General features: G+C 64.9%; 18 protein-coding genes. 10 read left to right on the top strand and 8 right to left on the bottom strand.

What is annotated here, in order from left to right; all coding sequences use genetic code 11:
- The first annotated feature begins 221 nt into the window (after positions 1-221).
- From QJT82_RS35115 to QJT82_RS35075, 9 genes are all read left to right on the top strand, one after another.
- Positions 222-1,376: an iron-containing alcohol dehydrogenase gene (locus QJT82_RS35115; RefSeq protein ID WP_028341490.1), complete on the top strand. Its 1,155-nt coding sequence runs from the start codon at positions 222-224 to the stop codon at positions 1,374-1,376.
- 91 nt (positions 1,377-1,467) lie between these two features.
- Positions 1,468-3,018, top strand: coding sequence for an AMP-binding protein (locus QJT82_RS35110; RefSeq protein ID WP_028341491.1), 1,551 nt, complete (start codon positions 1,468-1,470; stop codon positions 3,016-3,018).
- Between the two features lie 74 nt (positions 3,019-3,092).
- Positions 3,093-3,830: a DUF2270 domain-containing protein gene (locus tag QJT82_RS35105; protein WP_028341492.1), complete on the top strand. Its 738-nt coding sequence runs from the start codon at positions 3,093-3,095 to the stop codon at positions 3,828-3,830.
- 78 nt (positions 3,831-3,908) lie between these two features.
- Complete coding sequence (locus QJT82_RS35100) at positions 3,909-4,796, top strand: TauD/TfdA family dioxygenase (RefSeq protein WP_028341493.1); 888 nt, start codon at positions 3,909-3,911, stop codon at positions 4,794-4,796.
- Between the two features lie 417 nt (positions 4,797-5,213).
- The gene (locus tag QJT82_RS35095) at positions 5,214-6,812 is read left to right on the top strand and encodes an ABC transporter substrate-binding protein (RefSeq protein ID WP_028341494.1); all 1,599 of its coding nucleotides are present in this window, start codon (positions 5,214-5,216) and stop codon (positions 6,810-6,812) included.
- Between the two features lie 90 nt (positions 6,813-6,902).
- Complete coding sequence (locus QJT82_RS35090) at positions 6,903-7,850, top strand: ABC transporter permease (protein ID WP_028335293.1); 948 nt, start codon at positions 6,903-6,905, stop codon at positions 7,848-7,850.
- A 4-nt stretch (positions 7,851-7,854) separates the two neighbouring features.
- Positions 7,855-8,748 carry an ABC transporter permease gene (locus QJT82_RS35085; protein ID WP_028341495.1) on the top strand — a complete coding sequence of 298 codons (894 nt, stop codon included), beginning with the start codon at positions 7,855-7,857 and terminating at the stop codon, positions 8,746-8,748.
- On the top strand, positions 8,748-9,761 hold the full coding sequence (locus tag QJT82_RS35080; RefSeq protein WP_028341496.1) for an ABC transporter ATP-binding protein: 1,014 nt from the start codon (positions 8,748-8,750) through the stop codon (positions 9,759-9,761). The genes QJT82_RS35085 and QJT82_RS35080 overlap by 1 nt, the downstream gene beginning before the upstream one ends.
- Positions 9,758-10,753: a dipeptide ABC transporter ATP-binding protein gene (locus QJT82_RS35075; RefSeq protein ID WP_028341497.1), complete on the top strand. Its 996-nt coding sequence runs from the start codon at positions 9,758-9,760 to the stop codon at positions 10,751-10,753. The genes QJT82_RS35080 and QJT82_RS35075 overlap by 4 nt, the downstream gene beginning before the upstream one ends.
- 133 nt (positions 10,754-10,886) lie before the next feature.
- On the opposite strand, the gene QJT82_RS35070 is transcribed toward QJT82_RS35075, so the two are convergent.
- The 4 genes from QJT82_RS35070 to QJT82_RS35055 form a co-directional block, all read right to left on the bottom strand.
- Entirely contained in the window at positions 10,887-12,866 is a 1,980-nt protein-coding gene (locus QJT82_RS35070) for an acetyl-CoA carboxylase biotin carboxylase subunit (protein ID WP_028341498.1), read from the bottom strand.
- Positions 12,863-14,479 carry an acyl-CoA carboxylase subunit beta gene (locus QJT82_RS35065; RefSeq protein WP_028341499.1) on the bottom strand — a complete coding sequence of 539 codons (1,617 nt, stop codon included), beginning with the start codon at positions 14,477-14,479 and terminating at the stop codon, positions 12,863-12,865. The genes QJT82_RS35070 and QJT82_RS35065 overlap by 4 nt, the downstream gene beginning before the upstream one ends.
- Positions 14,479-16,077 (bottom strand): AMP-binding protein, encoded by a 1,599-nt coding sequence (locus QJT82_RS35060; protein ID WP_028341500.1) that lies wholly within the window; start codon positions 16,075-16,077, stop codon positions 14,479-14,481. Before QJT82_RS35060 ends, QJT82_RS35065 begins: the two co-directional genes overlap by 1 nt.
- Positions 16,078-16,222: 145 nt before the next feature.
- Positions 16,223-17,089 (bottom strand): 3-keto-5-aminohexanoate cleavage protein, encoded by an 867-nt coding sequence (locus QJT82_RS35055; RefSeq protein WP_028341501.1) that lies wholly within the window; start codon positions 17,087-17,089, stop codon positions 16,223-16,225.
- A gap of 215 nt (positions 17,090-17,304) precedes the next feature.
- Between QJT82_RS35055 and QJT82_RS35050 the strand changes: the two genes are divergently transcribed.
- Positions 17,305-18,528 carry an ABC transporter substrate-binding protein gene (locus QJT82_RS35050; protein WP_259245082.1) on the top strand — a complete coding sequence of 408 codons (1,224 nt, stop codon included), beginning with the start codon at positions 17,305-17,307 and terminating at the stop codon, positions 18,526-18,528.
- Between the two features lie 139 nt (positions 18,529-18,667).
- On the opposite strand, the gene QJT82_RS35045 is transcribed toward QJT82_RS35050, so the two are convergent.
- The 4 genes from QJT82_RS35045 to QJT82_RS35030 all read right to left on the bottom strand — a co-directional run bounded on the left by QJT82_RS35045 (position 18,668) and on the right by QJT82_RS35030 (position 22,925).
- Positions 18,668-19,498 (bottom strand): helix-turn-helix domain-containing protein, encoded by an 831-nt coding sequence (locus QJT82_RS35045; protein ID WP_028341503.1) that lies wholly within the window; start codon positions 19,496-19,498, stop codon positions 18,668-18,670.
- Positions 19,499-19,673: 175 nt separating this feature from the next.
- Positions 19,674-20,330, bottom strand: coding sequence for a glutathione S-transferase family protein (locus tag QJT82_RS35040; protein ID WP_028341504.1), 657 nt, complete (start codon positions 20,328-20,330; stop codon positions 19,674-19,676).
- Positions 20,330-21,499, bottom strand: a complete 1,170-nt coding sequence (locus QJT82_RS35035; RefSeq protein WP_028341505.1) for an acyl-CoA dehydrogenase family protein — start codon at positions 21,497-21,499, stop codon at positions 20,330-20,332. Before QJT82_RS35035 ends, QJT82_RS35040 begins: the two co-directional genes overlap by 1 nt.
- A 289-nt stretch (positions 21,500-21,788) precedes the next feature.
- Positions 21,789-22,925: an acyl-CoA dehydrogenase family protein gene (locus QJT82_RS35030; protein WP_028341506.1), complete on the bottom strand. Its 1,137-nt coding sequence runs from the start codon at positions 22,923-22,925 to the stop codon at positions 21,789-21,791.
- Between the last annotated feature and the right edge of the window lie 195 nt (positions 22,926-23,120).

Raw genomic sequence — 23,120 nt, 5'->3', positions numbered from 1 at the left:
AAGCTGCTGACGGTCCTCAATGCCATGATGCGAGACCGAAAGCCCTACCTGCAGACCAAACCAACATAACAGTTGCCTGCTTTCGCAGGGACGACAGCGGAATGGGCGGCGCGACCGTATCAAACCACCGGCAGGACCCTGATGACGGCCCCGCCTTCCTCCGCTAACCTCCCGGCAAAGCGCCGCCAGCAAGGCGGACCGTGTTGAGGGAGGACAGGCGCGTGCATCGAGGCCGTGTCGTATTCGGCGCCATGGACGAGGTCGTGTTCGGGCGGCCCGCGCGTGAGGCCATCGTCGAGCAGTTGGACCGGATTGGCGCCGAGCGCGCCTTTCTGATGGTGTCGGGCACGCTGAACCGCGAGACCGACGAGATCGAGAAGGTCCGCGCGGCGCTTGGGCGCCGCTGCGTCGGCACGTTCGACAAGATGCCGGCGCATACGCCCCGCGCCGCGGTGATCGCGGCGGCGGAGCAGGCGCGCGGCGCGAAAGCGGATTTGATCGTCACGATCGGCGGCGGCTCGATCACCGACGGCGCCAAGGCGGTGCAGCTTTGCCTCGCCAACAACGTCACGACGTCCGACGGCATCGAGACGATCCGCACCCATGGCGGCGTCTCGCCCGCGATGAATCCGCCGACCGTGCGCCAGATCAGCGTGCCGACCACCATCGCCGGCGGCGAGTTCTCGTCGATCGCCGGCGTCACCAACGAGGCCAAGCGGCAGAAGGAGATGCTGCGCCATCCGCTGGTGATGCCGCGCGCCACCATCCTCGATCCGGAACTGTCGGTGCACACGCCGGAATGGCTGTTCCTGTCGACCGGCATCCGTGCCGTCGATCATTGCGTCGAAGGCATCTGCTCGCGCGAGGCGCATCCTTACGGCGACGCGCAGGCGCTGAAAGGGCTCGAGATGCTGGCGGCCGGCCTGCCGCGGGTGAAAGCCAACCCGAAGGATATTTCGGCGCGGATGGATTGCCAGATCGGCACCTGGCTCTCCACCGGCCCGCTCGCCTCGGGCGTGCCGATGGGTGCGAGCCACGGCATCGGCTACGTCCTCGGCGCCGAGTTCGACGTGCCGCACGGCTACACCTCGTGCGTGATGCTGCCCGCGGTGATGCGCTGGAACAAGCGCGACAATGCCGACCGGCAGGCGCTGGTCGCGGCCGCAATGGGGCATGCGGGCGCGGACGCCGGCGACGTGCTCGACCGCTTCATCCACGACCTCGGCATGCCGCGCAGCCTGCACGAGGTGCGCGTCGGCCCCGAGCATTTCGACCGCATCGCAACGCAAGCGATGCGAACGCCCTGGGTGCCGCGCAATCCGCGCAAGATCGACGATCCATCCCAAGTTCGCGAGATTCTGGAGATGGCTGCATAGAGCGTTTTCGAGCGAAGTGGGTACCGGTTCGCGTGAAGAAAACGCGTCAAAACAAGAATCTAGATCACGATAAAGGGGGATGTGACGTTCGATGTACACCGGCAAGCATGCTTACCTGCGCCCGCTGCAACCCGCCTTCATCATGGCCGGGACCGGCGAGACCGTCACCTATCGTGAGCTCGAGGCACGCTCCAACCGGCTCGCGCATCTGTTCCGCAAACAGGGGCTGCGGCGGCTCGACCATTATTCGATCTTCATGGAGAACAACAACCGCTACCTCGAGGCCTGCGGCGCCGGCGAGCGCGCCGGGCTCTACTTCACCTGCGTCAACTCCTACCTCACCGCGGGCGAGCTCGCCTACATCCTGACCAACAGCCAGTCGCGGATCCTGATCACCTCGAGGCTGAAGCTCGACATCGCGCGCGAGGCGCTGAAGGAGTGTCCGCAGGTCGAACTCTGCATCGTGGTCGACGGCGAAAGCGAGAGCGATCGCGTTGTCGGGCTGCAACAGGCCACCGCGGACCTGCCGTCAACGCCGATCGCGGACGAATATGCCGGCACCGCGATGCTGTATTCCTCCGGCACGACCGGCCGGCCCAAGGGCATCGTGCGGCCGCTGCCGGAGCAGCCGCCGTCGCAGAACCTGCCGCTGTTCGATTTCCTGACCAGGCTCTGGCACTACCGCGAGGGCATGGTCTACCTCTCGCCGGCGCCGCTCTACCACTCGGCGCCGCAAGCCGCGGTCAATCTCACCATCCGGATGGGCGGCACGGTCGTCATCATGGAGAGCTTCGATCCGGAGCGTTATCTGCAGCTGGTCGAGAAATGGGGCATCACCCACAGCCAGCTGGTGCCGACCATGTTCTCGCGTCTGCTGAAATTGCCCGAGGAGGTTCGCGCCCGCTACGATCTGTCGACCCTCGAGATCGCGATCCATGCCGCCGCGCCCTGCCCGGCGCTGGTCAAGGACGACATGATCAAATGGTGGGGTCCCATCATCCACGAATATTACGGCGCCACCGAGGGGCTCGGCTTCACCGCCTGCAACAGCGAGGAGTGGCTCGCGCATCGCGGCACCGTCGGCAGGGTCCTGCTCGGCGATCTGCATATCCTTGACGAGAACATGCAGCCCTGCCCCAAGGGAACGCCGGGCACCGTGTGGTTCAAGACCGCCACGCCATTCGAATATTTCAACGACCCCGCCAAGACCAGCGAGGGGCGCTCGGCGGACGGCAGCATGAGCACGGTCGGCGACGTCGGCTATGTCGACGACGATAACTTCCTTTATCTCACCGACCGCGCCACCTTCATGATCATCTCCGGCGGCGTGAACATCTATCCGCAGGAATGCGAGAACCTCCTGATCACCCACCCCAAGGTCGCCGACGCCGCGGTGTTCGGCGTGCCCAATGTCGATCTCGGCGAGGAGGTGAAGGCGGTGGTGCAGCCGGTCGACGGCATCGCGCCGGGGCCGGAGCTCGCCGAGGAACTGATCGCGTTCTGCGCCAGCGCGCTGTCGCGCCAGAAGGTGCCGCGCTCGGTGGATTTCGAGGCCGAGCTGCCGCGGCTGCCGACCGGCAAACTCTACAAGCGCCTGCTGCGTGACCGCTATTGGGGCAACAAGACCTCGCGGATCGTGTGAGCGGCATCCGGACTGATGCTGCCAATCCAAGCCGGCGGACGCAACGGACTCGCCGGTCGCGCGGATTTCGCGCTATGCTCCGGGATCGCAAGCCAGCTTCGCCGGAGGCCGCCATGCCATCGCCCCAGCCGCGCGAGCCGGAGCCGGTGCAGGCCGGAAGGCTCGAATTCACTGCCGCCGAGATCGGTGCACTCGCCCATCTCTATCGTGGCGAGGTCTATCGCAGCACGGTCTGGCGCACCCGTCTCGACAGCTCGACCAACTGGGCGGTGGTCACGACCGGGATCGCGCTGTCGGCGACCTACAGCAGTGCGGAAGCCTCGCCCTTGCCGATGGTCCTGGTCGGACTGCTGGTGACCGTATTCCTGCTATTCGAGGCGCGGCGCTATCGCTATTTCAACGTCTGGCGCGCCCGGGCGCGGTTGCTCGAAACCGATTTCTACGCACCGATGATCCGCGGCGAGGGGCTGTCGCCGAATGCGGCCTGGACCGACCTGCTCGCCAACGACTACCGCCGCCCCAGCTATCACATCAGCTATGTCAGAGCGATCGGCCGGCGCCTGCGACGGACTTATGGCTGGATCTTCGCGATCCAGGCCATCGCCTATTACGGCAAGCTGGCGATCCACCCGCTGCCGCTGACCACGATGAGCGCGATCTTGGACCGCGCTTCGATCGGTCCGATTCCCGGAACCATCGTGATTCTGGCCGGTGTCGCCTTCCATTCCAGCTGGGCGCTGTTCGCCTTCGTCACACATCGCATCGAGGTCGCGGACCGGCGCACGCGGCACAATCTGATCGCAATGGGCTGAGGCGCCGCGGGCCGCGTTGCCGATCGCGGGCTTTTCCCCTAACCTCGCCTCAACAACAAAGAAAAGGGAGGACTTGCGATGGAAGTGATCCCACTGCGTCCGGGATTCGGTGCCGAGCTGCGCGGCGTCACGCTGTCAGACGTTGCCGCCAGCGATGCCGCCTATGCGGCGGTGCGCGCGGCGTTCGAGGAACATTCGGTGCTGGTGTTCCGCGGCCAGGAGGTCAGCGACGACATCCAGCTCGCCTTCTCGCGCCGGTTCGGTCCGCCCGAGGTGACCAAGGTCGGCTCGATGGGCACCGGCTCGCATTTCGTGATCCTCTCGACCTTCGGGCCCGACGGCAAGGTGGTTCCATCCGATCACCGGCAGCAGCTGCGCGCCAGGGCCAACCAGCTCTGGCACACCGATTCCTCCTTCAAGCGGGTGCCGGCGCTGACCTCGATCCTGTCCGCCCGCATCATCCCGGAGCATGGCGGCGAGACCGAATTCGTCTCGATGCGGCTTGCCTTCGAGCGGCTCGACAAGGACACGGCGAAGCGGCTGGAGAACGCGTTCGCCTGGCACTCCTACGCGCATTCGCGCAGCAAGGTGGCCACCGGCCTTGCAACGTCGGATGAAGTCGACGCGCTGCCCCCGGTGTGCTGGCGCATGGTCTGGCGCAATCCCGTCAACGGCCGTGGCGCGCTGTATCTCGCCTCCCATGCCTATGGCGTCGAGGGCATGGATGCCGAGGCCGGCAAGGCGCTGATCGAGCAATTGACCGAAGCCGCGACCGCGGCCGGCGTCAGCTATCTGCACCAATGGAAGCAGGGCGACGTCGTGATGTGGGACAACCGCGCCACCATGCATCGCGGCCGCCCCTGGCCGGCGCATGAGGGCCGCCTGATGATTCGCACCACGATCTCGGCGACCGAGGCCGATGGCGTCGCCAACATGCACCTGTCCTCGCCGCAGGCGGCGGAGTGAGGCGCTGCTGCGCCTGTCGTACCGTCATCCTGAGGAGCGCGCTCTTGCGCGCGTCTCGAAGGATCGACGGCCACCGGCCGGGCCGTGCATCCTTCGAGGCTCGCTCCGCTCGCACCTCAGGATGACGGGACAAGATAACGTGCGAAACGTCGGCGACAAACTGTCGCTGATTGCGAATCATTTCACACCGCACGCGTCAGTGGCGGCAACCGAATTCAAACGGAGTTTCGCCGCTGCATAGCAAAACAACCCGGGTTCCCCGCTATCACAGCCATTATTCCCGATCCGCGGAAATTTTAATGTTGTGGGGTCATCCGAATTGCCAATCCCCGCGCGATCCTCGCTGGTTGCCCGACAGCCTCACCGTGGTATCGTCGATGCCAATCGGCCATTGAGACCGAAATGTGGGAGGGGACCATGCGGAGCGTGCAAGCGCTGGCCGTCGCGGTGTTGTTGTCTGTGCTGATCATCAGCGACGTTTCACGCGCAGCCGAGCCGAAACCGGGCGGCATCTTCAGGATCTATCACCGCGACAGTCCGGGCAGCGCCTCGATCCACGAGGGCGCGACCTATTCGCTGAACGTTCCGTTCATGCCGATCTTCAACAATCTCGTCATCTTCGACCAGCACATCGCCCAGAACAGCGCCAGCACGATCCGGCCCGAGCTTGCGGAAAGCTGGGCCTGGAGCGGCGACAACAAGACGCTGACCTTCAAGCTGCGCAATGACGTGAAATGGCACGACGGCAAGCCGTTCACCGCGGCCGACGTCAAATGCACCTTCGACATGCTGATGGGCAAGTCGCAGCAGAAGTTCCGGCAGAACCCGCGCAAGTCCTGGTACGAGCAAGTCGAAGAGGTCACGACCAACGGCGACTATGAGGCGTCGTTCAAGCTGAAGCGGCCGCAGCCCGCCCTGCTGTCGCTGCTCGCCTCGGGCTATTCGCCGGTCTATCCCTGCCATGTGTCGCCCGCCGAGATGCGCACCAAGCCGGTCGGCACCGGCCCGTTCAAGTTCGTCGAGTTCAAGGCCAACGAATCGATCAAGCTCACCAAGAACCCGGATTACTTCAAGAAGGGCCTGCCTTATCTTGACGGTATCGAGTTCACCATCATCCCGAACCGCTCGACCGCGATCCTCGGCTTCGTCTCCGGCAAGTTCGATATGACGTTCCCGACCGAGGTCTCGATCCCGCTGCTCAAGGACGTCAAGTCGCAGGCGCCCAATGCGGTCTGCGTGGTGGAACCGAACAACGTCTCCACCAACATCATCATCAATTCGACCGCGCCGCCGTTCGACAATCTCGACATCCGCCGCGCGCTAGCGCTGGCGCTCGACCGCAAGGCGTTCATCCAGATCATGTTCGAGGGCCAGGGTGACATCGGCGGTACCATGGAGCCGGCACCGGACGGGCTGTGGGCGATGCCGAAGGACATGCTGGAGCAGATCCCCGGCTACGGTCCCGACATCGAGAAGAACCGCGAGGAAGCCCGCAAGCTGATGCAGAAGGCGGGCTACGGCCCAGACAAGCACCTGCAGATCAAGGTCTCGACACGCAACATCGCGGTCTATCGCGATCCCGCGATCATTTTGATCGACCAGATCAAGAGCATCTACATCGACGCCGAGCTCGACGTCGTCGACACCGCGCAATGGTTCCCGAAGATCGCCCGCAAGGACTACTCGCTCGGCCTCAACCTCACCGGCAATGCCGTCGACGAGCCCGACCAGTCGTTCTACGAGAACTATGCCTGCGGCTCGGAGCGGAACTACACCAATTATTGCAACAAGGAGATCGAGAAGCTGTTCGACCAGCAGTCGGAAGAGACCAACACCGACAAGCGCAAGAAGCTGGTCTGGGAGATCGACAAGAAGCTGCAGGAAGACGTCGCGCGTCCGATCATCTTCCATGCCCGCACCGGCACCTGCTGGCAGCCTTACGTGAAGAATGTCACGATCATGTCCAACAGCTCCTATAACGGCTATCGTTACGAAGACGTTTGGCTGGACAAGTAGGCGTAGCGTTTTCGAGCGAAGTGAATACCGGTTCGCGTCAAGAAACGCGTCGCAAGACAAGACACAAGCGAGATCAGGGAGAGAGCCAGGGTGTTTGCCTATATCGTGCGACGGCTGTTCCTGATGCTGGTGACCCTGTTCGGGATCTCGGTCATCATCTTCGTGCTGCTGCGCGTCGTTCCCGGCAACATCGTCGACATCCTGTTCGACGCCGCGGGCTTCGTCGATCCCGCAGACAAGGCCAATCTCGAGCGCGAGCTCGGCCTGAGCCAGCCGATCGTGATCCAGTATCTGCACTGGATCGGCGGCCTGCTGCACGGCGATCTCGGCTATTCCTACGTCTCGGAAAAGCCGGCGCTGGAGGAAATCCTGCCGCGGATTCCGATCACGGCGCGGCTTGCCGGACTGGCGCTATTGTTCTCCGCCTCGATCGGCATTCCGCTCGGTGTCATCAGCGCCGTCCACCAGGGCTCACGGCTCGATTATGCGCTGCGCGTCGTCAGCCTCAGCGGCCTGTCGCTGCCGTCATTCTGGCTCGGCCTGCTGATTTTGATGGCCTCGGTCTCGCTGTTCGGCACCATGCCGATCTTCAATCCGAACCCGAAAACCTGGCTCGAGGCGCTGACCATCTATGCCGTGCCGGCGATGGCGGTCGGCTTTCGCAGCGCGGCGCTCACCATGCGCATCACCCGCTCGTCGATGCTGGAGATCCTGCGCCAGGACTATATCCGCACGGCGCGCGCCAAGGGCGCCTCCGAAGCCTCCGTGAACTATCACCACGCGCTGAAGAACGCGGTGCTGCCGGTCATCACCGTGATCGGCATCGAGGCCGCGTTCCTGATCGGCGGCCTGATCGTCACCGAGACCGTGTTCAACATCCCCGGCATCGCCCGCTTCCTGGTCGAGGCGCTGCGCTGGCGCGACTATCCGATCGTGCAGAACCTCGTGATGTTCATCGCCGTCGTGGTGGTGGTCGTGAACTTCATCGTCGACATGCTCTACGCAGCAATCGACCCGCGTATCCGGTTTGGAGACTGAGCGCGTGGCAACGATCAATTTCGACAGCGAATTGCGACGTGCCGGGGCCAACGCCACCGGCGGCTGGGGACGGTTCGCGTTCCTCGCGCAACGCCACGTGCTCGGCACGGTGGGCCTCGTCATCATGCTGCTGTTCGTGCTGACCGCGATCTTCGCTAACGTCATCAGCCGCTACGATCCGCTCAGCGTCGATTCCGCGCACCGGCTGGCTGCGCCGTCCGCGCTGCATTGGTTCGGCACCGACTCCTTCGGCCGCGACGTCTGGAGCCGCATCATCCATGGCGCCCGGATCTCGCTTGCGGTCGGCATCGGCTCGACGACGCTCGGCGCCACGCTCGGCGTGATCGTGGGCCTTGCCTCCGGCTATCTCTCCGGCTGGGTCGACCTCGTGTTCCAGCGGGTGACCGACATCCTGCAGTCGCTGCCGCTCTTGGTGCTCGCACTCGTGATGACCGCGGCGCTCGGTCCCTCCCTGCCGAACGTGATCCTGGCGATCGCAATTCCCCTGATCCCGACGGTCGCGCGCGTGATCCGCGCCAACACACTGGCGTTGCGCGAGCAGCCGTTCGTCGAGGCCGCCAAATCGATCGGCATGAGCGAGACGCGGATTGCGCTGCGCCACGTGCTGCCCAACACCATCGCGCCGCTGATCGTGCTCGCGACCGCGCAGCTCGGCTCGACCATCCTGACCGAAGCGTCGCTGTCGTTCCTTGGCCTCGGCATCCCCGAGCCTTATCCGTCCTGGGGTCGCATGCTGTCCGAATCCGCCGCCGAATATGTCCGCACCGCGCCATGGCTGGTGATCTTCCCCGGCATTGCGATCAGCCTCGCGGTGTTCGGCACCAACCTGTTCGGCGACGCGTTGCGCGACATTCTCGATCCGAGGCAGCGCGGCTGATGAGCGAGGCCAAGACGCTCGATACAATTCTCGACGTGAAGAACCTGCAGACGGTGTTCTTCACCAACTCCGGCCTGTTCCGCGCGGTCGACGACGTCTCGTTCTCGGTCCGTCGCGGCGAGACGCTGGCGATCGTCGGCGAATCCGGCTGCGGCAAGAGCGTCAGCGCGCTGTCGATCATGCGGCTGGTGCCCGATCCGCCCGGCCGAATCGTCGGCGGCTCGGTGACGCTCGAGGGCACTGATCTGTTGAAGCTCGACGATGCCGCGATGCGCGACATCAGGGGCAACCGCATCTCGATGATCTTCCAGGAGCCGATGACCTCGCTCAATCCGGTGATGCGGATCGGCGACCAGATCATCGAGGCGGTGCGGCTGCACCAGAAGGTGAGCAGCAAGGAGGCCTGGAAGCAGGCCGTCGACATGCTGCGGCTGGTGCGCATCCCGGAGCCGGAGCGCCGCGCGCAGGAATATCCGCATCAGCTCTCCGGCGGCATGCGCCAGCGCGCCATGATCGCGATGGCGCTGGCGTGCCGGCCGGCGCTCCTGATCGCGGACGAACCGACCACGGCGCTCGACGTCACCATCCAGGCGCAGATCCTGGCACTGATCGTCGATCTGCAAAAGCGGCTCGGCACCGGGCTGATCCTGATCACCCACGACCTCGGCGTCGTCGCGCAAACCGCGCAGCGCGTGATCGTGATGTATGCCGGCAAGAAGGTCGAGGAGGCGACGGTCGAAGCTTTGTTCGAGACGCCGCTGCATCCCTACACGCGCGGGCTGATGGCGTCGATGCCGGCGGTGATCGCGTTCGGCGCGAAGACCGATGCGCGGCTGACCGAAATCCCCGGCATGGTGCCGTCGCTGACCAAGCTGCCGCCCGGCTGCGCCTTCGCGCCGCGTTGCAAGCTGGCGGTCGACCGCTGCCGTCAGGAATATCCGCCGCTCGACGAGATCAAGAGCAATCACTGGGCCGCGTGCTGGCGCGCCGGCGAGATTGCGGAGGCGTCATGACCGAACAGCGCCCGCTCCTCGAGGTGACCGACCTCGTCAAGCACTACGCGGTGCGCGGCGGTGTGCTGCGCCGCCAGGTCGGCACCGTGCATGCGGTCGACGGCATCAGTTTCGCGCTCGGCACCGGCGAGACGCTCGGGCTGGTCGGCGAATCCGGCTGCGGCAAGTCGACGGTGGCACGCACCGTGCTACGGCTGGTCGAGCCGACCAGCGGCGCCATCAAGCTGGATGGCGAGGACATCGCGCCGCTCAGCAAGACGGCGCTGCGGCCATACCGGCGCTCGATGCAGATCGTGTTCCAGGATCCGTTCGCCTCGCTCAACCCGCGCATGACGGCCGGCGACATCGTCGGCGAGCCCCTCACCGTGCATGACCTTGCGACCGGCGCGAAGAAGCAGGAGCGTGTCGCGGAACTGTTCCAGCAGGTCGGTCTGCGGCCCGACCAGATGAAGAATTTCCCGCACCAGTTCTCCGGCGGCCAGCGCCAGCGCATCTGCATCGCGCGCGCGCTGTCGCTCGGGCCGCGGCTGATCGTCTGCGACGAGCCGGTCTCCGCGCTCGACGTCTCGATCCAGGCGCAGGTGATCAATCTGCTGATCGACCTGCAGCGCCAGCAGAACTTCTCCTATCTGTTCATCGCGCACGATCTCGCTGTTGTCGCGCATATCAGCCACCGCGTCGCGGTGATGTATCTCGGCCGCATTGTCGAGATCGCCGACAAGCACGAGCTGTTCGCCAATCCGCGCCACCCCTACACGCAGGCGCTGCTCGCCTCGGTGCCGATCGCCGACCCCAAGGCCAAGCGAACCGCGCCGCTGATCGACGGCGATGTCCCGAGCCCGATCAATCCACCGTCAGGCTGCGCATTCCACACCCGCTGCCGCTACGCGATGGATCGCTGCAAGACCGAACGCCCGGTGCTTCAGGCGGCCGGCTTGGCGCATCAGGTCGCCTGCTGGCTGAATGACGGCATGGGGCAAGCGGCCCCATAAATTAGTGTCGTCCCGGCGAAGGCCGGGACCCATTACCCCGAATGCCCGTTGATTTGCCAAACTGGGGCCACAGCTTGCTCCAACAACATACAGCGGTGGTTATGGGTCCCGGCCTTCGCCGGGACGACAGTCTTTATGCCGCCGCCTCGATCTCCACCACGATCTTCCCCGTCGTCACCTGCTCGCCCTCGGCGACATCGATCGACGACACCGTGCCCGCGACGCCGGCGGTGTGGACGTGCTCCATCTTCATCGCCTCCAGCGTCATCACCGGCTGGCCGGCCGCGACCTTGTCGCCCGGCTTCACCAGCACCGCGACGACCCGACCGTTCATGGCGGCGCGGACCTTGCCGTCGCCGCCGGCCGCCGTCGCGCTTTCCGGCGGCGCCAGTGTGAGGTCGCGCGCCGACAGCGTGACGCCACGGTGCAGGATATAGAGCCGATCGCCATCGCGCAGGAATCTGGAATGCTCCATCACCCCATCGTGGTGGAAGCGGATGCCGTTCTGACTGAGCTCGTCGATCACGAAGCTGAAGCGATCGCCGTTGCGGGTCGCGAGGTAGCTGCCGTCGCGTTCGCGGACGATCTCGATCTCCTGCACGCCGTGGCCGAAATCGATCCGCAGGCCGAGCGGGAATGTCGCTGCGAGCGATCGGCCGCGCTGCCATGGCGGCGCGTGCGGATGGGTCACGTAGAGCAGCAGCGCCGCAAGCGCGATATCGCTGCCGCGATCGGGCCGGACCGCGAGGAGCGCTTCGCGGTTGTCGCCGATGAAGGCCGTGGTCGCCTCGCCCCTGGCAAAGACCGGATGGCGCAGGCAATCGATCAGGAAGCCCTGATTGGTGGTGACGCCGAAGGCCGTGACCTGCTCCAGGGCACAGATCAGCTTGCCGCGCGCCTCGTCGCGGGTCGCGCCGTGGCTGATGACCTTGGCGATCATCGAATCATAGAACGGCGGGATCTCCGAGCCGGACTGCAGCGCATGCTCGACGCGGATACCATCTGGCATCTGCCACCGCGCCATCGTGCCGGATTGCGGCATGAAATCGTGCGCGGCATCCTCCGAACAGAGCCGGACCTCGATGGCATGGCCGGAGAACTTGACGTCCTCCTGGGTCAAGCCGAGCGGCGCACCACTGGCGACGCGCAGCTGCAATTCGACCAGATCGAGCCCGGTGATCGCCTCGGTGACGGGATGCTCGACCTGCAGCCGCGTGTTCATCTCCATGAAGTAGAAATTGCCGGCGCGATCGAGCAGGAATTCCAGCGTGCCCGCACCCTCGTAGCCGATCGCCTTGACCGCCTGCACCGCGACCGCGCCCATCCGAGCGCGCAGCTCCGGCGTCACCGCCGGCGACGGCGCCTCCTCGACCAGCTTCTGGTGCCGCCGCTGCACCGAGCAATCGCGCTCGCCGAGATGGATGGCGTTGCCATGGCGGTCGCCGAACACCTGGATCTCGATGTGGCGGGGATTGACGATCGCGCGCTCCAGAATGACGGTCGGATCGCCGAACGCACCCTGCGCCTCCGACCGCGCACTGCGCAGCGCGTCGGGAAATGCCGCCGCATCGGTGACCAGCCGCATGCCGCGGCCGCCGCCACCGGCGACCGCCTTGATCATGACCGGAAAACCAATGGCCCTGGCTTCCGCCAGCATCACGGCATCGCTCTGGTCGGCACCCTGATAGCCGGGCACGCAAGGCACGCCGGCCCGCTGCATGATCTCCTTGGCGCCGGCCTTGTTGCCCATCGCAAGGATCGCTTCCGGCGACGGACCGATGAACACCAGACCCGCATCGCGGCAGGCCTGCGCAAAATCCTCGTTCTCGGCGAGGAAACCATAGCCGGGATGCACCGCGCCGGCGCCGCTCGCCTTGGCGGCGGCGATGATCGCGTCGATCTTCAGATAGGATTGCGCCGGCAGCGCCTCGCCGATCCGCACCGCCTGGTCGGCCTCGCGCACATGCAGCGCATCGCGGTCGGCGTCCGAATAGACCGCGACGACGCCATGGCCGAGCCGCCGTGCGGATCGCATGATGCGCAGCGCGATCTCGCCGCGGTTGGCGATCAGGATCTTGAAGAACGGCGTCCGCTTCACGATTGCCCCGCTCATGGCCGCGCCACCGAGAACTGCATGCGCTGCGGGCTGCGGGCCTCGGCCTCGCGGCAGATCGAAAGCACCTCTGACAGCACCGTCCGCGTGTCGCGCGGATCGATCACGCCGTCGTCGAGCACCCGGGCGCTGGTCGAGAACACGTCCATCTGGCTGTCGAACACCCCGGTGATCTGCGCCTTCATCGCGTCCAGTTTCTCCTTCTCGATCGGCTTGCCGCGCCGCGCCGCCGCGGCTTCGGTGACGATCGCCATGGTTTCGGCGGCCTGCTCGCCGCCCATCACGGCGGTCTTGGCGTTGGGCCAGGAGAAGCAGAAGCGCGGGTGGAAACCACGGCCGCACATGCCGTAATTGCCGGCGCCGAACGAGGCGCCGCAATACAGCGTGATCTGCGGCACCGTCGCCGAGGTCACCGCCTGGATCATCTTCGAACCGTGCTTGATCATGCCGGCCTCTTCATAGGCCCGGCCCACCATGTAGCCGGTGGTGTTGTTCATGTAGAGGATCGGCGTACGCGACTGGCAGCAGGCCTGGATGAAATGCGTCGCCTTGTTGGCTCCGGGCACATCGAGCGGGCCATTATTGGTGATGATGCCGATCGCCTGCCCCTCGATGCGCGCGTGGCCGCAGACCGTCGCCGGGCCGTAATTGGCGCCGAACTCGGTGAAGTCGGAATCGTCGATGAAGCGCGCGATTGCCTGGCGCATGTCGACAGGGCGCTTGTGGTCCATCGGCATGATTCCGAGCAGTTCCTCGGCGTCGTAACGTGGTGGCTTGAACGCGGCCGGTTCGGGGGCCAGCCGATCCCAAGGCAGCTTGGCCATGATGTCGCGCGCGATACGCAGTGCGTCGCGGTCGTCCTCGGCGAGATAATCGCCAAGGCCCGAAATCGAGGTGTGCATCTCGGCGCCGCCGAGCTCCTCCTCGGTCGCGATCTCGCCGGTGGCGGCCTTGAGCAGAGGCGGCCCGGCGAGGAAGGCGCGGGTGCGGCCGCGCACCATCACGATGTAGTCGGACAGGCCCGTCTGGTAGGCGCCGCCCGCGGTCGAGGAGCCGTGGGTGACGGTGACGACGGGAAGCCCCGCCGCCGACAGCCGCGCCAGATTGCGAAAAATGTTGCCGCCACGGACGAAGTCCTCGACACGGTAGCGCAGCAGGTTGGCGCCAGCGCTCTCGACCAGCTGCACATAGGGCAACTTGTTCTCCAGCGCGAGTTCCTGCACCCGCAGCGTCTTGTCGAGGCCGTAAGGCTGCAATGCACCCGCGTCGATGCCGGCATCATTGGCGCTGACCATGCAGCGGATGCCGGAGACGAAGCCGATGCCCGCGACCAGTCCGCCGCCGGGCACGCTCTTGTCCGCATCCGCTACGTCGAACATGTAGCCGGCGAGCGTCGACAGTTCGAGGAAGGACGAGCCGGGATCGAGCACCAGAGCGACGCGCTCGCGCGGCAACAGCTGGCCGCGCTTGTGGAAGCGGTCCTTCGCCGCGGCCGACGCCGCACGCGTCCGCTCCTCTAGCCCCCGCATCCGGGCGATCAGCGCCAGCATGCCGTCGCGATTGCCCTGGAAGGCGGCGCTGCCGGTGGAAATCGTGTTCTCGATGATGGCCACTAGGCGCGCTCCACAAAATGCCCACTGTATTGCTGCCGCAGCTCGACCTTGCGCAGCTTGCCGGTCGCGGTCATCGGCATCTCCTCGAGGATACGCACCAGCTTCGGCACCTGGAAGCCGCCGAGGTGCTTTCTGCAATGCGCCTCGATGCCGGCCTCGTCAGCCAACGCGCCGGGTTTCAACTTGACGAAGGCGGAGACCGCCTCGCCCCATTGCGGATGCGGCAGGCCGACCACGGCGGCATTCTGCACGGCGGGGTGCGCCAGCAACGTCTCCTCGATCTTGACGGAGGCAACGTTCTCGCCGCCCGACTTGATCATATCCTTCTTGCGGTCGAGGAACAGCACCTCGCCATTGCCGTCGATCAGGGCAAGATCGCCGGTATGGTGCCAGCCGAACTTGCGCGCCTCCTCGGTCGATTTGGGGTCCTTGTAGTAGCCCATCATCACATTGGGGCCGCGATGCACAAGCTCGCCGATCTCGCCGCGCGGCAGCAGGTTGCCATTGTCGTCCATGATCGCGGTTTCGTTGACGATCAGCGATTCGCCCCAGTAATTGCCGAAGCGATCGAGCTGCACCTCCGGGCGGGACATCGTCGTCGCCGGATACATCTCGGTCTGCCCGCTGGACAGCACGAAGTTCGGACAGAGATCGGCCATGGCGCGCTCGAGCAGCGGCTTGCCCATCGGCGCCATGGTGTAGATGCAACAGCGCAGGCCCGACAGGTCGTAGTCGCGCCGGCGCGGATGGTCGAGGATCGCCTGGTACATCAAGGACAGGCCGACGAACACGGTGAGCTTATCGCGGACGATCGCCTCCATGCAGGCAACCGGATCGAAGCCGCGCATCAGCGCCATGCGGCCGCCGACCGAGAGATAGCTGAGCAGCAGCACGTGGCCGGCGCAGTGGAACAGCGGAAACTGTCCGGTGATCCCGTCATCGCGCGAGAGCTGCATCTCGATGCAATTGCTCGTCACGGCCATGACAACGGCGAGGTGGCAATGCATCGCGCCCTTCGGCCGCGAGGTCGTGCCTGACGTATAGATGATCATCGCGAGGTCGCGGTCATTGATCTCGATGTCAGGCTCGATATCGGACTGTCCCTCCAGCAGAGCGTTGAACTCCTGCAATCCGGTCTTGCCGGCATTGCCGGTCAGGTCGATCGCGATCATCTCCATGCCGCGCGCTTCCAGCGCGGCGCGGCGGTCGGCCTGGGCATGAAGGGCGTCGTCGATGACGGCGAAGCGGACCTCGGCATGGCCGAGGATGTAATCCATATCGGACGGTCCGAGCATGGTGTTGATCGGCACCCAGACCAGGCCGGCGCGGTGAATGCCGAACAGCGCTTTGACGAATTCGACGGAGTTGTTGCAGATGGTCGAGATCTTCTCGCCCGGCTTCAGCCCGCGCTGCACCAGATGATTGGCGAAGCGATTGGCGTCGCGCTCGAGTTCGGTGAAAGTGATCTGCCTGCTGCCGTCGGTCAGCGCGATGCGATCCGGAAACCGCCGCGCGGCGCGCTTCAGCAGATCGCCGATCGCGACCCGCCCGATGCGGCCCGGCCCGGTGACACCGCCGGTTGCTGCGAGATTGTCCATGCTTGGTTCTCCTCTCAACCGTCATTGCGAAGAGCTCGCGACAAAATTGCAAAGCAATTTTGCGCTGAAGCGACGAAGCAATCCATACTTTCCAAACGGCAAGATGGATTGCTTCGCTTCGCTCGCAATGACGGCTGGCGTAGCCCTAGTGCCTGACCCCGAAAATCTGCCGCGCTTCCGCCGGGCTCGCGATCTCACGGCCGGCGCGGCGCGCGCAGGCGGCGAGGCCTTCGACGAGCTGCCCGTTCGACGTCACCTTGGTGCCGTCGCCGAGATAGAACGTATCCTCGAGCCCGCTGCGCAGATGGCCGCCGAGATCGGCGGCGCGTTGGTGCAGCCGCCAGATCTCGGCGCGGCCGATCGCGGTGACCTGCCAATGCGCCTCCGGCGCCTTCAGCTTCAACAGGATCGGCAACAGCTCCGGATCGGCCGGCATGCCCGAGGCGACGCCCATGACGAAATTGTATTCGAGCGGGCCGGAATACATCCCGGTCTGCCGGTACATCCCGACGCAGCGCACGATACCGACATCGAAGCACTCGAATTCGGGGATGGTGCCGGCCGCCTTCATCACGTCGAGATAGTCCTGCACCTTCTCGACCGCGTTATCGAACATCATGGGCGGCCAGGCCCAGGTGTTGTCGGCCTTCACCTTGAGATAATTCAGCGAGCCGGCATTGCAGGCCGCGATCTCGGGCCTAGTCTCGCGTACGCAATCGAGCGCGCCCTGGTAGTTCGGGCCCGAGGTGCCGGTGGTGTGGTTGATGATCACGCCGGGACAAGCCTCGCGGATCGCCTGCTGGATCTCCTTGCTGACGCCGACTTCCCATGACGGCAGATGGCCCTTGTTCGGCTCCTGCTGCCGTAGGTGGATGTGCATGATGCTGGCGCCGGCGTTGAACGCGGCCCTGGCTTCGCGCGCCATCTGTTCCGGTGTCACCGGAACGTTGTGCTGCTTCGGGTCGGTAAGCACGCCGTTCAGCGCGCAGGTGATGACGGCCTTGTCGCTCATGGGTCTCTTGTCCGCTTTCGCAGCGCGCATGCGCTGCTGATTTTGCCATGATGAGAACTTTGCCGTCGCGCCATCTTGCGTTGACTGGCTAAGTGGATGCGCTCACGACGCAATCCGTCGTCAGCCGGTTAACACAAGACGCGATGCCCGCGTCACGCCTAACCTTGCTGCCAAGCAGAAGCGGCGCAACAAGCCGGCATCACGGGGAGAACGTCATGGTCTCGATCAACCGGCGCACATGGCTGACCGGCGCGGCAGGCGCGGGATTTGCCGCTATGGCAGGCCTCCGGCCTTCGTTCGCCGAGGACACGCCCGGCGTCACCGCAACCGAGATCAGGATCGGCAGCACCACCTCCCTGAGCGGCCCGGTATCCGCGCTCGGCGTGCAGGCGCGCTGCCAGGAAGCCTATTTCAAGATGCTGAACGAGCAGGGCGGCATCGCCGGCCGACAGATCAAATACATCTACTACGACGACGCGTTCAATCCGGCGAAGACGGTCGAGCAGGTGCGCCGCCTGATCGAAAGCGACAATGTCGCCTTCCTGTTCAACATGCTCGGCACCGCGCCGAACTCGTCGGTCGTCAAATACATCAACACCGCCAAGGTGCCGCACCTGTTCCTGTCGGTGAACGGCGACAAATGGGGCGACTACAAGACCTATCCCTGGACCATGGGCTTTGCACCGAGCGCGCGGACCGAGGCACAGGTGTTCGTCAAATACGCGCTGAGCCAGAACAAGAACGCGAAGTTCGCGGTGCTCTACCAGAACGACGACCTCGGCAAGGATTTCGTCGCCGGGGCCAAGGACGTGCTCGGCGAGCGGTTCGCGACCGCAGCCGTCGTGGCCTCGCACGAGGTCACCGATCCCACGATCGATTCCCAGATCGTTGCGCTCCGCGGCGCCAATCCCGATGTGCTGATCTCGGGCACCACGGCAAAGTTCTGCGCGCAGTCGATTCGCAAGATCTATGAGCTCGGCTGGAAGCCGATGCACTTCATCGCCAGCGGCGCCGCCTCGATCTCCTCGACCATTGCGCCTGTCGGCCTCGACAAGTCGCAGGGCACGATCTCGTCGGCCTATGTCAAGGACGTCGCCGACCCGGCCTGGGCCAATGATCCCGGCGTGAAGAACTTCCTCGCCTTCATGGAGAAGTACTTCCCCGACGGCAATCCGAAGGAGGGCTACAACCTCTACGCCTACACGGTGGCGCAGGTGCTGAAGATCGTGCTCGAGCAATGCAAGGGCAATTTCAGCCGCGACAACATCATGGCGCAGGCCAACAACCTGAAAGACATCGAGGTCCCGACGCTGCTGCCCGGCATCCGCGTCAACACCAGCCCGACCAATCATCACCCGCTGCAGCAGCTTCAGCTGCAACGGATCGAAGGGCCCGGCTGGCTGCGGTTCGGCGAGGTGATCCAGGGCGCGAATTTGTAGCGGAGGAGAATCCCAGGTGTCGTCCCGGCGAAAGCCGGGACCCATAACCACAGCCGATTATTGTTTCAAAAGGTCTCTGCCAGCCCACGCCATCGATAGATCACGCGGTATGGGTCCCGGCTTTCGCCGGGACGACAGTCTACGTCAGCGCGCGCTCGCTCGCGGCCTGTCCGGTGCGATAGATCGCAAGATCCCGCGAGCCGGAGAAGATCGCGCGCGGCTTCAGGCCATAGAAGCGACGAATCGAGTGGCTGAAATGCGTCGAGTCGGGATAGCCGATATCCTGCGCGAGATGCGCGAGGTTGATGTCCTGGTTGGCGAAGTGCAGCAGATGCCGCGCGCGCTTCCAGGCGCGGAAGGAGCGGAACGAGATTCCGGTCTCCTCCTTGAACAGATGCAGGAAGCGCGAGGGCGATAGCCCGGCCTCGGCGGCGCAGCCCGCCGCGGTCACCGGCTCGCCGGAGAACTGCCCGATGCGGCCGATCGCGCGCACGACACGCGGATCGAGCACGCGCTGCGGCAGCGCGTCGCCGAAGCACATGGTGTCGAACTCGGTATTCGCAATCGCATCGCGATGCTGCATCTCGGCAAGCGTCGCATAGGCGTTGCGAATGCGATTGGCGAACAGATGAGAGTCCGGTCCTTGCAGGCGGCGGGCGACCGCCTCAAGCGTACCGTCGGGCACGCTTTCCGGCTCGATCGCGACGCAGATCGCCGAGCGATATTCGCTGGTGATGGTGTGGCGCAGGTTCGGCATCGTCACCGCGAGTTCGCCTTGCGACTCGCGGCCTTCGCTGGTCGACAGATGCAGCCCGTCGCGGATCGCGACATAGACGTGGAATGCGCCGGGACAGCGCTCGCGCGGGCGTCCGAGCAGCCCGGCATAGAACACCCGTTCCGGCGTAATCAGCATCCGGTGACCGGATTGCTGGCTGGAGCTCTGGCACTTCGCGTCCACGATCGCGTCCATGGCGGTTCCTCCTCGCGCGGCTCTTTAGGCCGCTGCGGCGGAGCTACCATAACGCAAATTCGAGGCCTGTCACCGATGCGAAGAGTCGTCATTCCGGGGCGCATCGAAGATGCGAGCCCGGAATCTCGAGATTCCGGGTTCGATGCTGACGCATCGCCCCGGAATGACGGAGAAGTTACGGCCGCGCCCGCGGCGCAACGTTCTGTTCCTGCCCGGCTTTTTGCTCCGCCGCCACCGCGCGCTGGTAACCTTCGCGCTGCTGCAGCCGCGCCCAATAGGCCGCGACATTCGGCCCGAAATCCTTGGCGAGGCCGATATTGCTGGCAAGCCGCAGCGCATAACCGTTCGTAATGTCGGCCGCCGTGAAGCGTTCCGCGCAGAGGAATTCCGACTTCGCGGCAGCAGCTTCCACTGCACGCAGGCGGCCCAGGAACCATTTTGCATAATCGCCCGAGACTTGCGGGTTTCGCCGCTCCTCCGGTTCGAGTTGGCTGTAGCGGAGCACCAGCGTCTGCGGAAAGGTCAGCGTCGCGTCGGAAAAATACATCCAGTTCAGGAACGCGCCATAAGCCGGCTCGCCGACGCCGACGATCAGCGGCGTCGGACCGTATTTGGTGCCGAGGTAATGGCAGATGCCTGACGACTCTGTCATCCTGGTCTCGCCATCGATCATGAACGGGATGGTGCCGAGCGGATTGATCCCGAGATATTCCTTGGCAAACACGCGCGGCGGGAACGGCAGCATCTTCAGCTCATAGGGCAGCCCAAGCTCCTCGAGCATCCACAGCGGACGGAACGAGCGCGCGGCGTCGCAGTGATAGAGCGTGATCATCAGGCGTTTCCCTTTTGCTTCAGGCCAGGCAGCGTGCCCATCATCTTGCACAATACCATGAGCATCACCTCGTCGGCGCCGCCACCGATCGAGGTCAGGCGGCTGTCGCGATAGGCGCGGCTGACCGGCGTCTCGTTGGTGAAACCCATGCCGCCCCAATATTGCAGGCAGGCATCGGTGAGCTCGCGGCCGAGCCGGCCGGCCTTCAGCTTGGCCATGGTCGCGAGCCGGGTAACGTCCTCGCCTGCCACCAGCGCCTCACCGGCACGATAGATCAGCGAGCGCAGCAGCTCGACCTCGGTCTGCATCTCCGCGAGCTTGAAGTGCACCACCTGGTTGTCGAGGATCGAGCCGCCGAACGCCTTGCGGTTGCGAGTGTAGTCGATGGTCTCGTTGATGATGAATTCATGCGCCTTCAGGCAGGCTGCCGCGCCCCACAGCCGTTCCTCCTGGAACTGGATCATCTGGTAGGTGAAGCCCTGGCCCTCCTCGCCGATCCGGTTGCGCTTCGGCACCCGGACATTGTCGAAGAAGATCTGCGCCGTATCCGACGAGCGCATGCCGAGCTTGTCGAGCTTGCGCGCGACCTGCACGCCCCTGGTCTTCATGGGCACGCAGATCAGCGACTTGTTGCGATGGACCTGGGCGTCGCTGGTGTTGGCCAGCAGGCAGATCCAGTCGGCCTGGGTGCCGTTGGTGATCCACATCTTGCCGCCATTGATGACGTAGTCGCCGCCGTCGGAGCGCGCATTGGTCTTGATCGAGGCGACGTCGGAGCCGGCACCGGGCTCGGAGACGCCGATGCAGGCGACCTGGTCGCCGGCGATCGCGGGCACCAGGAATTCGCGCCGCACCTCGTCGGAGCCGAACCGCGCCAGCGCGGGCGTCGCCATGTCAGTCTGCACCCCGATCGCCATCGGCACGCCGCCGCAGGTGATGGCCCCCAGCTCTTCGGCCATCATCAGCGCGTAGGAATAATCCAGCCCCTGACCGCCGAATTCGACCGGCTTGTTGAGGCCGAGGAAGCCGAGATTGCCGAGCTTCTTGAACAGCTCATGCGCCGGGAAGATATCGGCCTTCTCCCATTCGTCGACATGAGGATTGATCTCGGCCGCGATGAACTTTTGTAGAGCGCGGCGCGGTTCGTCGTGGTCGGCGGTGAAGAGCATGTTCTCGAACTATCCTTTGTCATTCCACGGCGATGCGAAGCATCGAACCCGGAATCCTTATCCATCATCTCGAGATTCCGGGTTCGCGCTACGCGCGCCCCGGAATGACTTTTCCTTCTCACCTCCCCCTGAAAGGGGGAGGTCGGAACGCTCGGCAACGCCGAGCGGGCCGGGTGGGGGTCAAACTGGCAGTCGGACTCGCGGCGTGACCCCCACCCTGCCCTCCCCCTTTCAGGGGGAGGGTTCACAATCCGTCGTTTCGCCGCGATCGCATCATTACCTGGCGCGATCACAATCCCATCTGCCGGCTCGCGAGGTCCTTCATGATCTCCTCGGTGCCGCCGCCGATGGCGTTGACCTTGACCTCGCGGTAGATGCGCTCGACCTTGATGCCGCGCATGAAGCCGGCGCCGCCGAAGATCTGCACCGCCTCGGAAGCGCAGTGCGCCATGGTCTGCGTCGCCTGGTTCTTCATCATGCAGATCTCGGCGACCGGGCTTTCGCCCTGACCGAGCCGCCACGCCAGCATTTCCAGCATCGCCTGCGAGGCCGCGACCTTCTGTGCCATGTCGACGATCTTGTGCCTGATCACCTGGTGCTGGGCGATCGGCTTGCCGAACGTCTTGCGCTCCTTGGCATAGGCGACCGCCTCGTCGAGGCAGACGCGCGCATAGGCGGTGCAGCTCGCCGCCATACCCATGCGCTCGCTGTTGAAGTTCTGCATGATGATCTTGAAGCCCTGGCCTTCCTCGCCGATCAGGTTCTCGACCGGCACGCGGCATTCGTCGAAATGAAGTGTCGCGGTATCCGACGCCCACCAGCCCATCTTCTTCAGCTTGGTGCGGGACAGGCCCGGCGTATTGCCTTCGATCAGCAGCAGGCTGACGCCGCCGGGGCCCTCGCCGCCGGTACGCACCGCGACCGTCAGATAGTCGGCGCGCATGCCCGAGGTGATGAAGGTCTTCTCGCCGGAGACGACATAATGATCGCCATCGCGCCGTGCCTTGGTGCGCAGGTTCGCGACGTCGGAGCCGCCGCTCGGCTCGGTGATCGCGAGCGCGGAGATCTTCTTGCCGGCGAGCACCTCCGGCAGCACCCGTGCCTTGACCTCGGGCCGCGCGGCGCGGGCGATCGGCGGCGAGCCGATGGTGTGGCTCATCAGGCTCGAGGAGACGCCGCCGGCGCCGGCCCGCGCCAGCTCCTGCGAGGCCACGATTTTCATGAACTGATCGGCGGCGATGCCGCCATATTCTTCCGGGAAACCAAGCCCGAGCAGCCCGATCGCGGATGCCTTGGCATAGAGCTCGCGCGGAAACTCGCCGTCTTCGTCCCATTGATGGGCATAAGGCTCGATTTCCCTGGCAACAAAGCGCCGCATCACCTCGCGAAAGGCCTCATGCTCGCCGGTGTAGAACGGGTTTGCCATCCGCGTGCTCCGTTGATTCTTCCCTCCGACGATGTCCGGATTTCTCCCGGTTCACTTGCGTCGAGTGGCTGCCATCGGTGCCGGCGTCGGGTCCGGCGATCTGCCAGCCACTAAACGCAAGACAGTATCCTAATACGCCGCCTCCACTGCCATTTCATGGCATCAATCGAGCCAGGAACAGGCGGCGCAAGACTG

The organism is Bradyrhizobium sp. Mp19 (genome assembly GCF_029952935.1).
Taxonomy (GTDB): domain Bacteria; phylum Pseudomonadota; class Alphaproteobacteria; order Rhizobiales; family Xanthobacteraceae; genus Bradyrhizobium; species Bradyrhizobium elkanii.
This window is presented reverse-complemented; position numbering and strand designations above follow the sequence as displayed.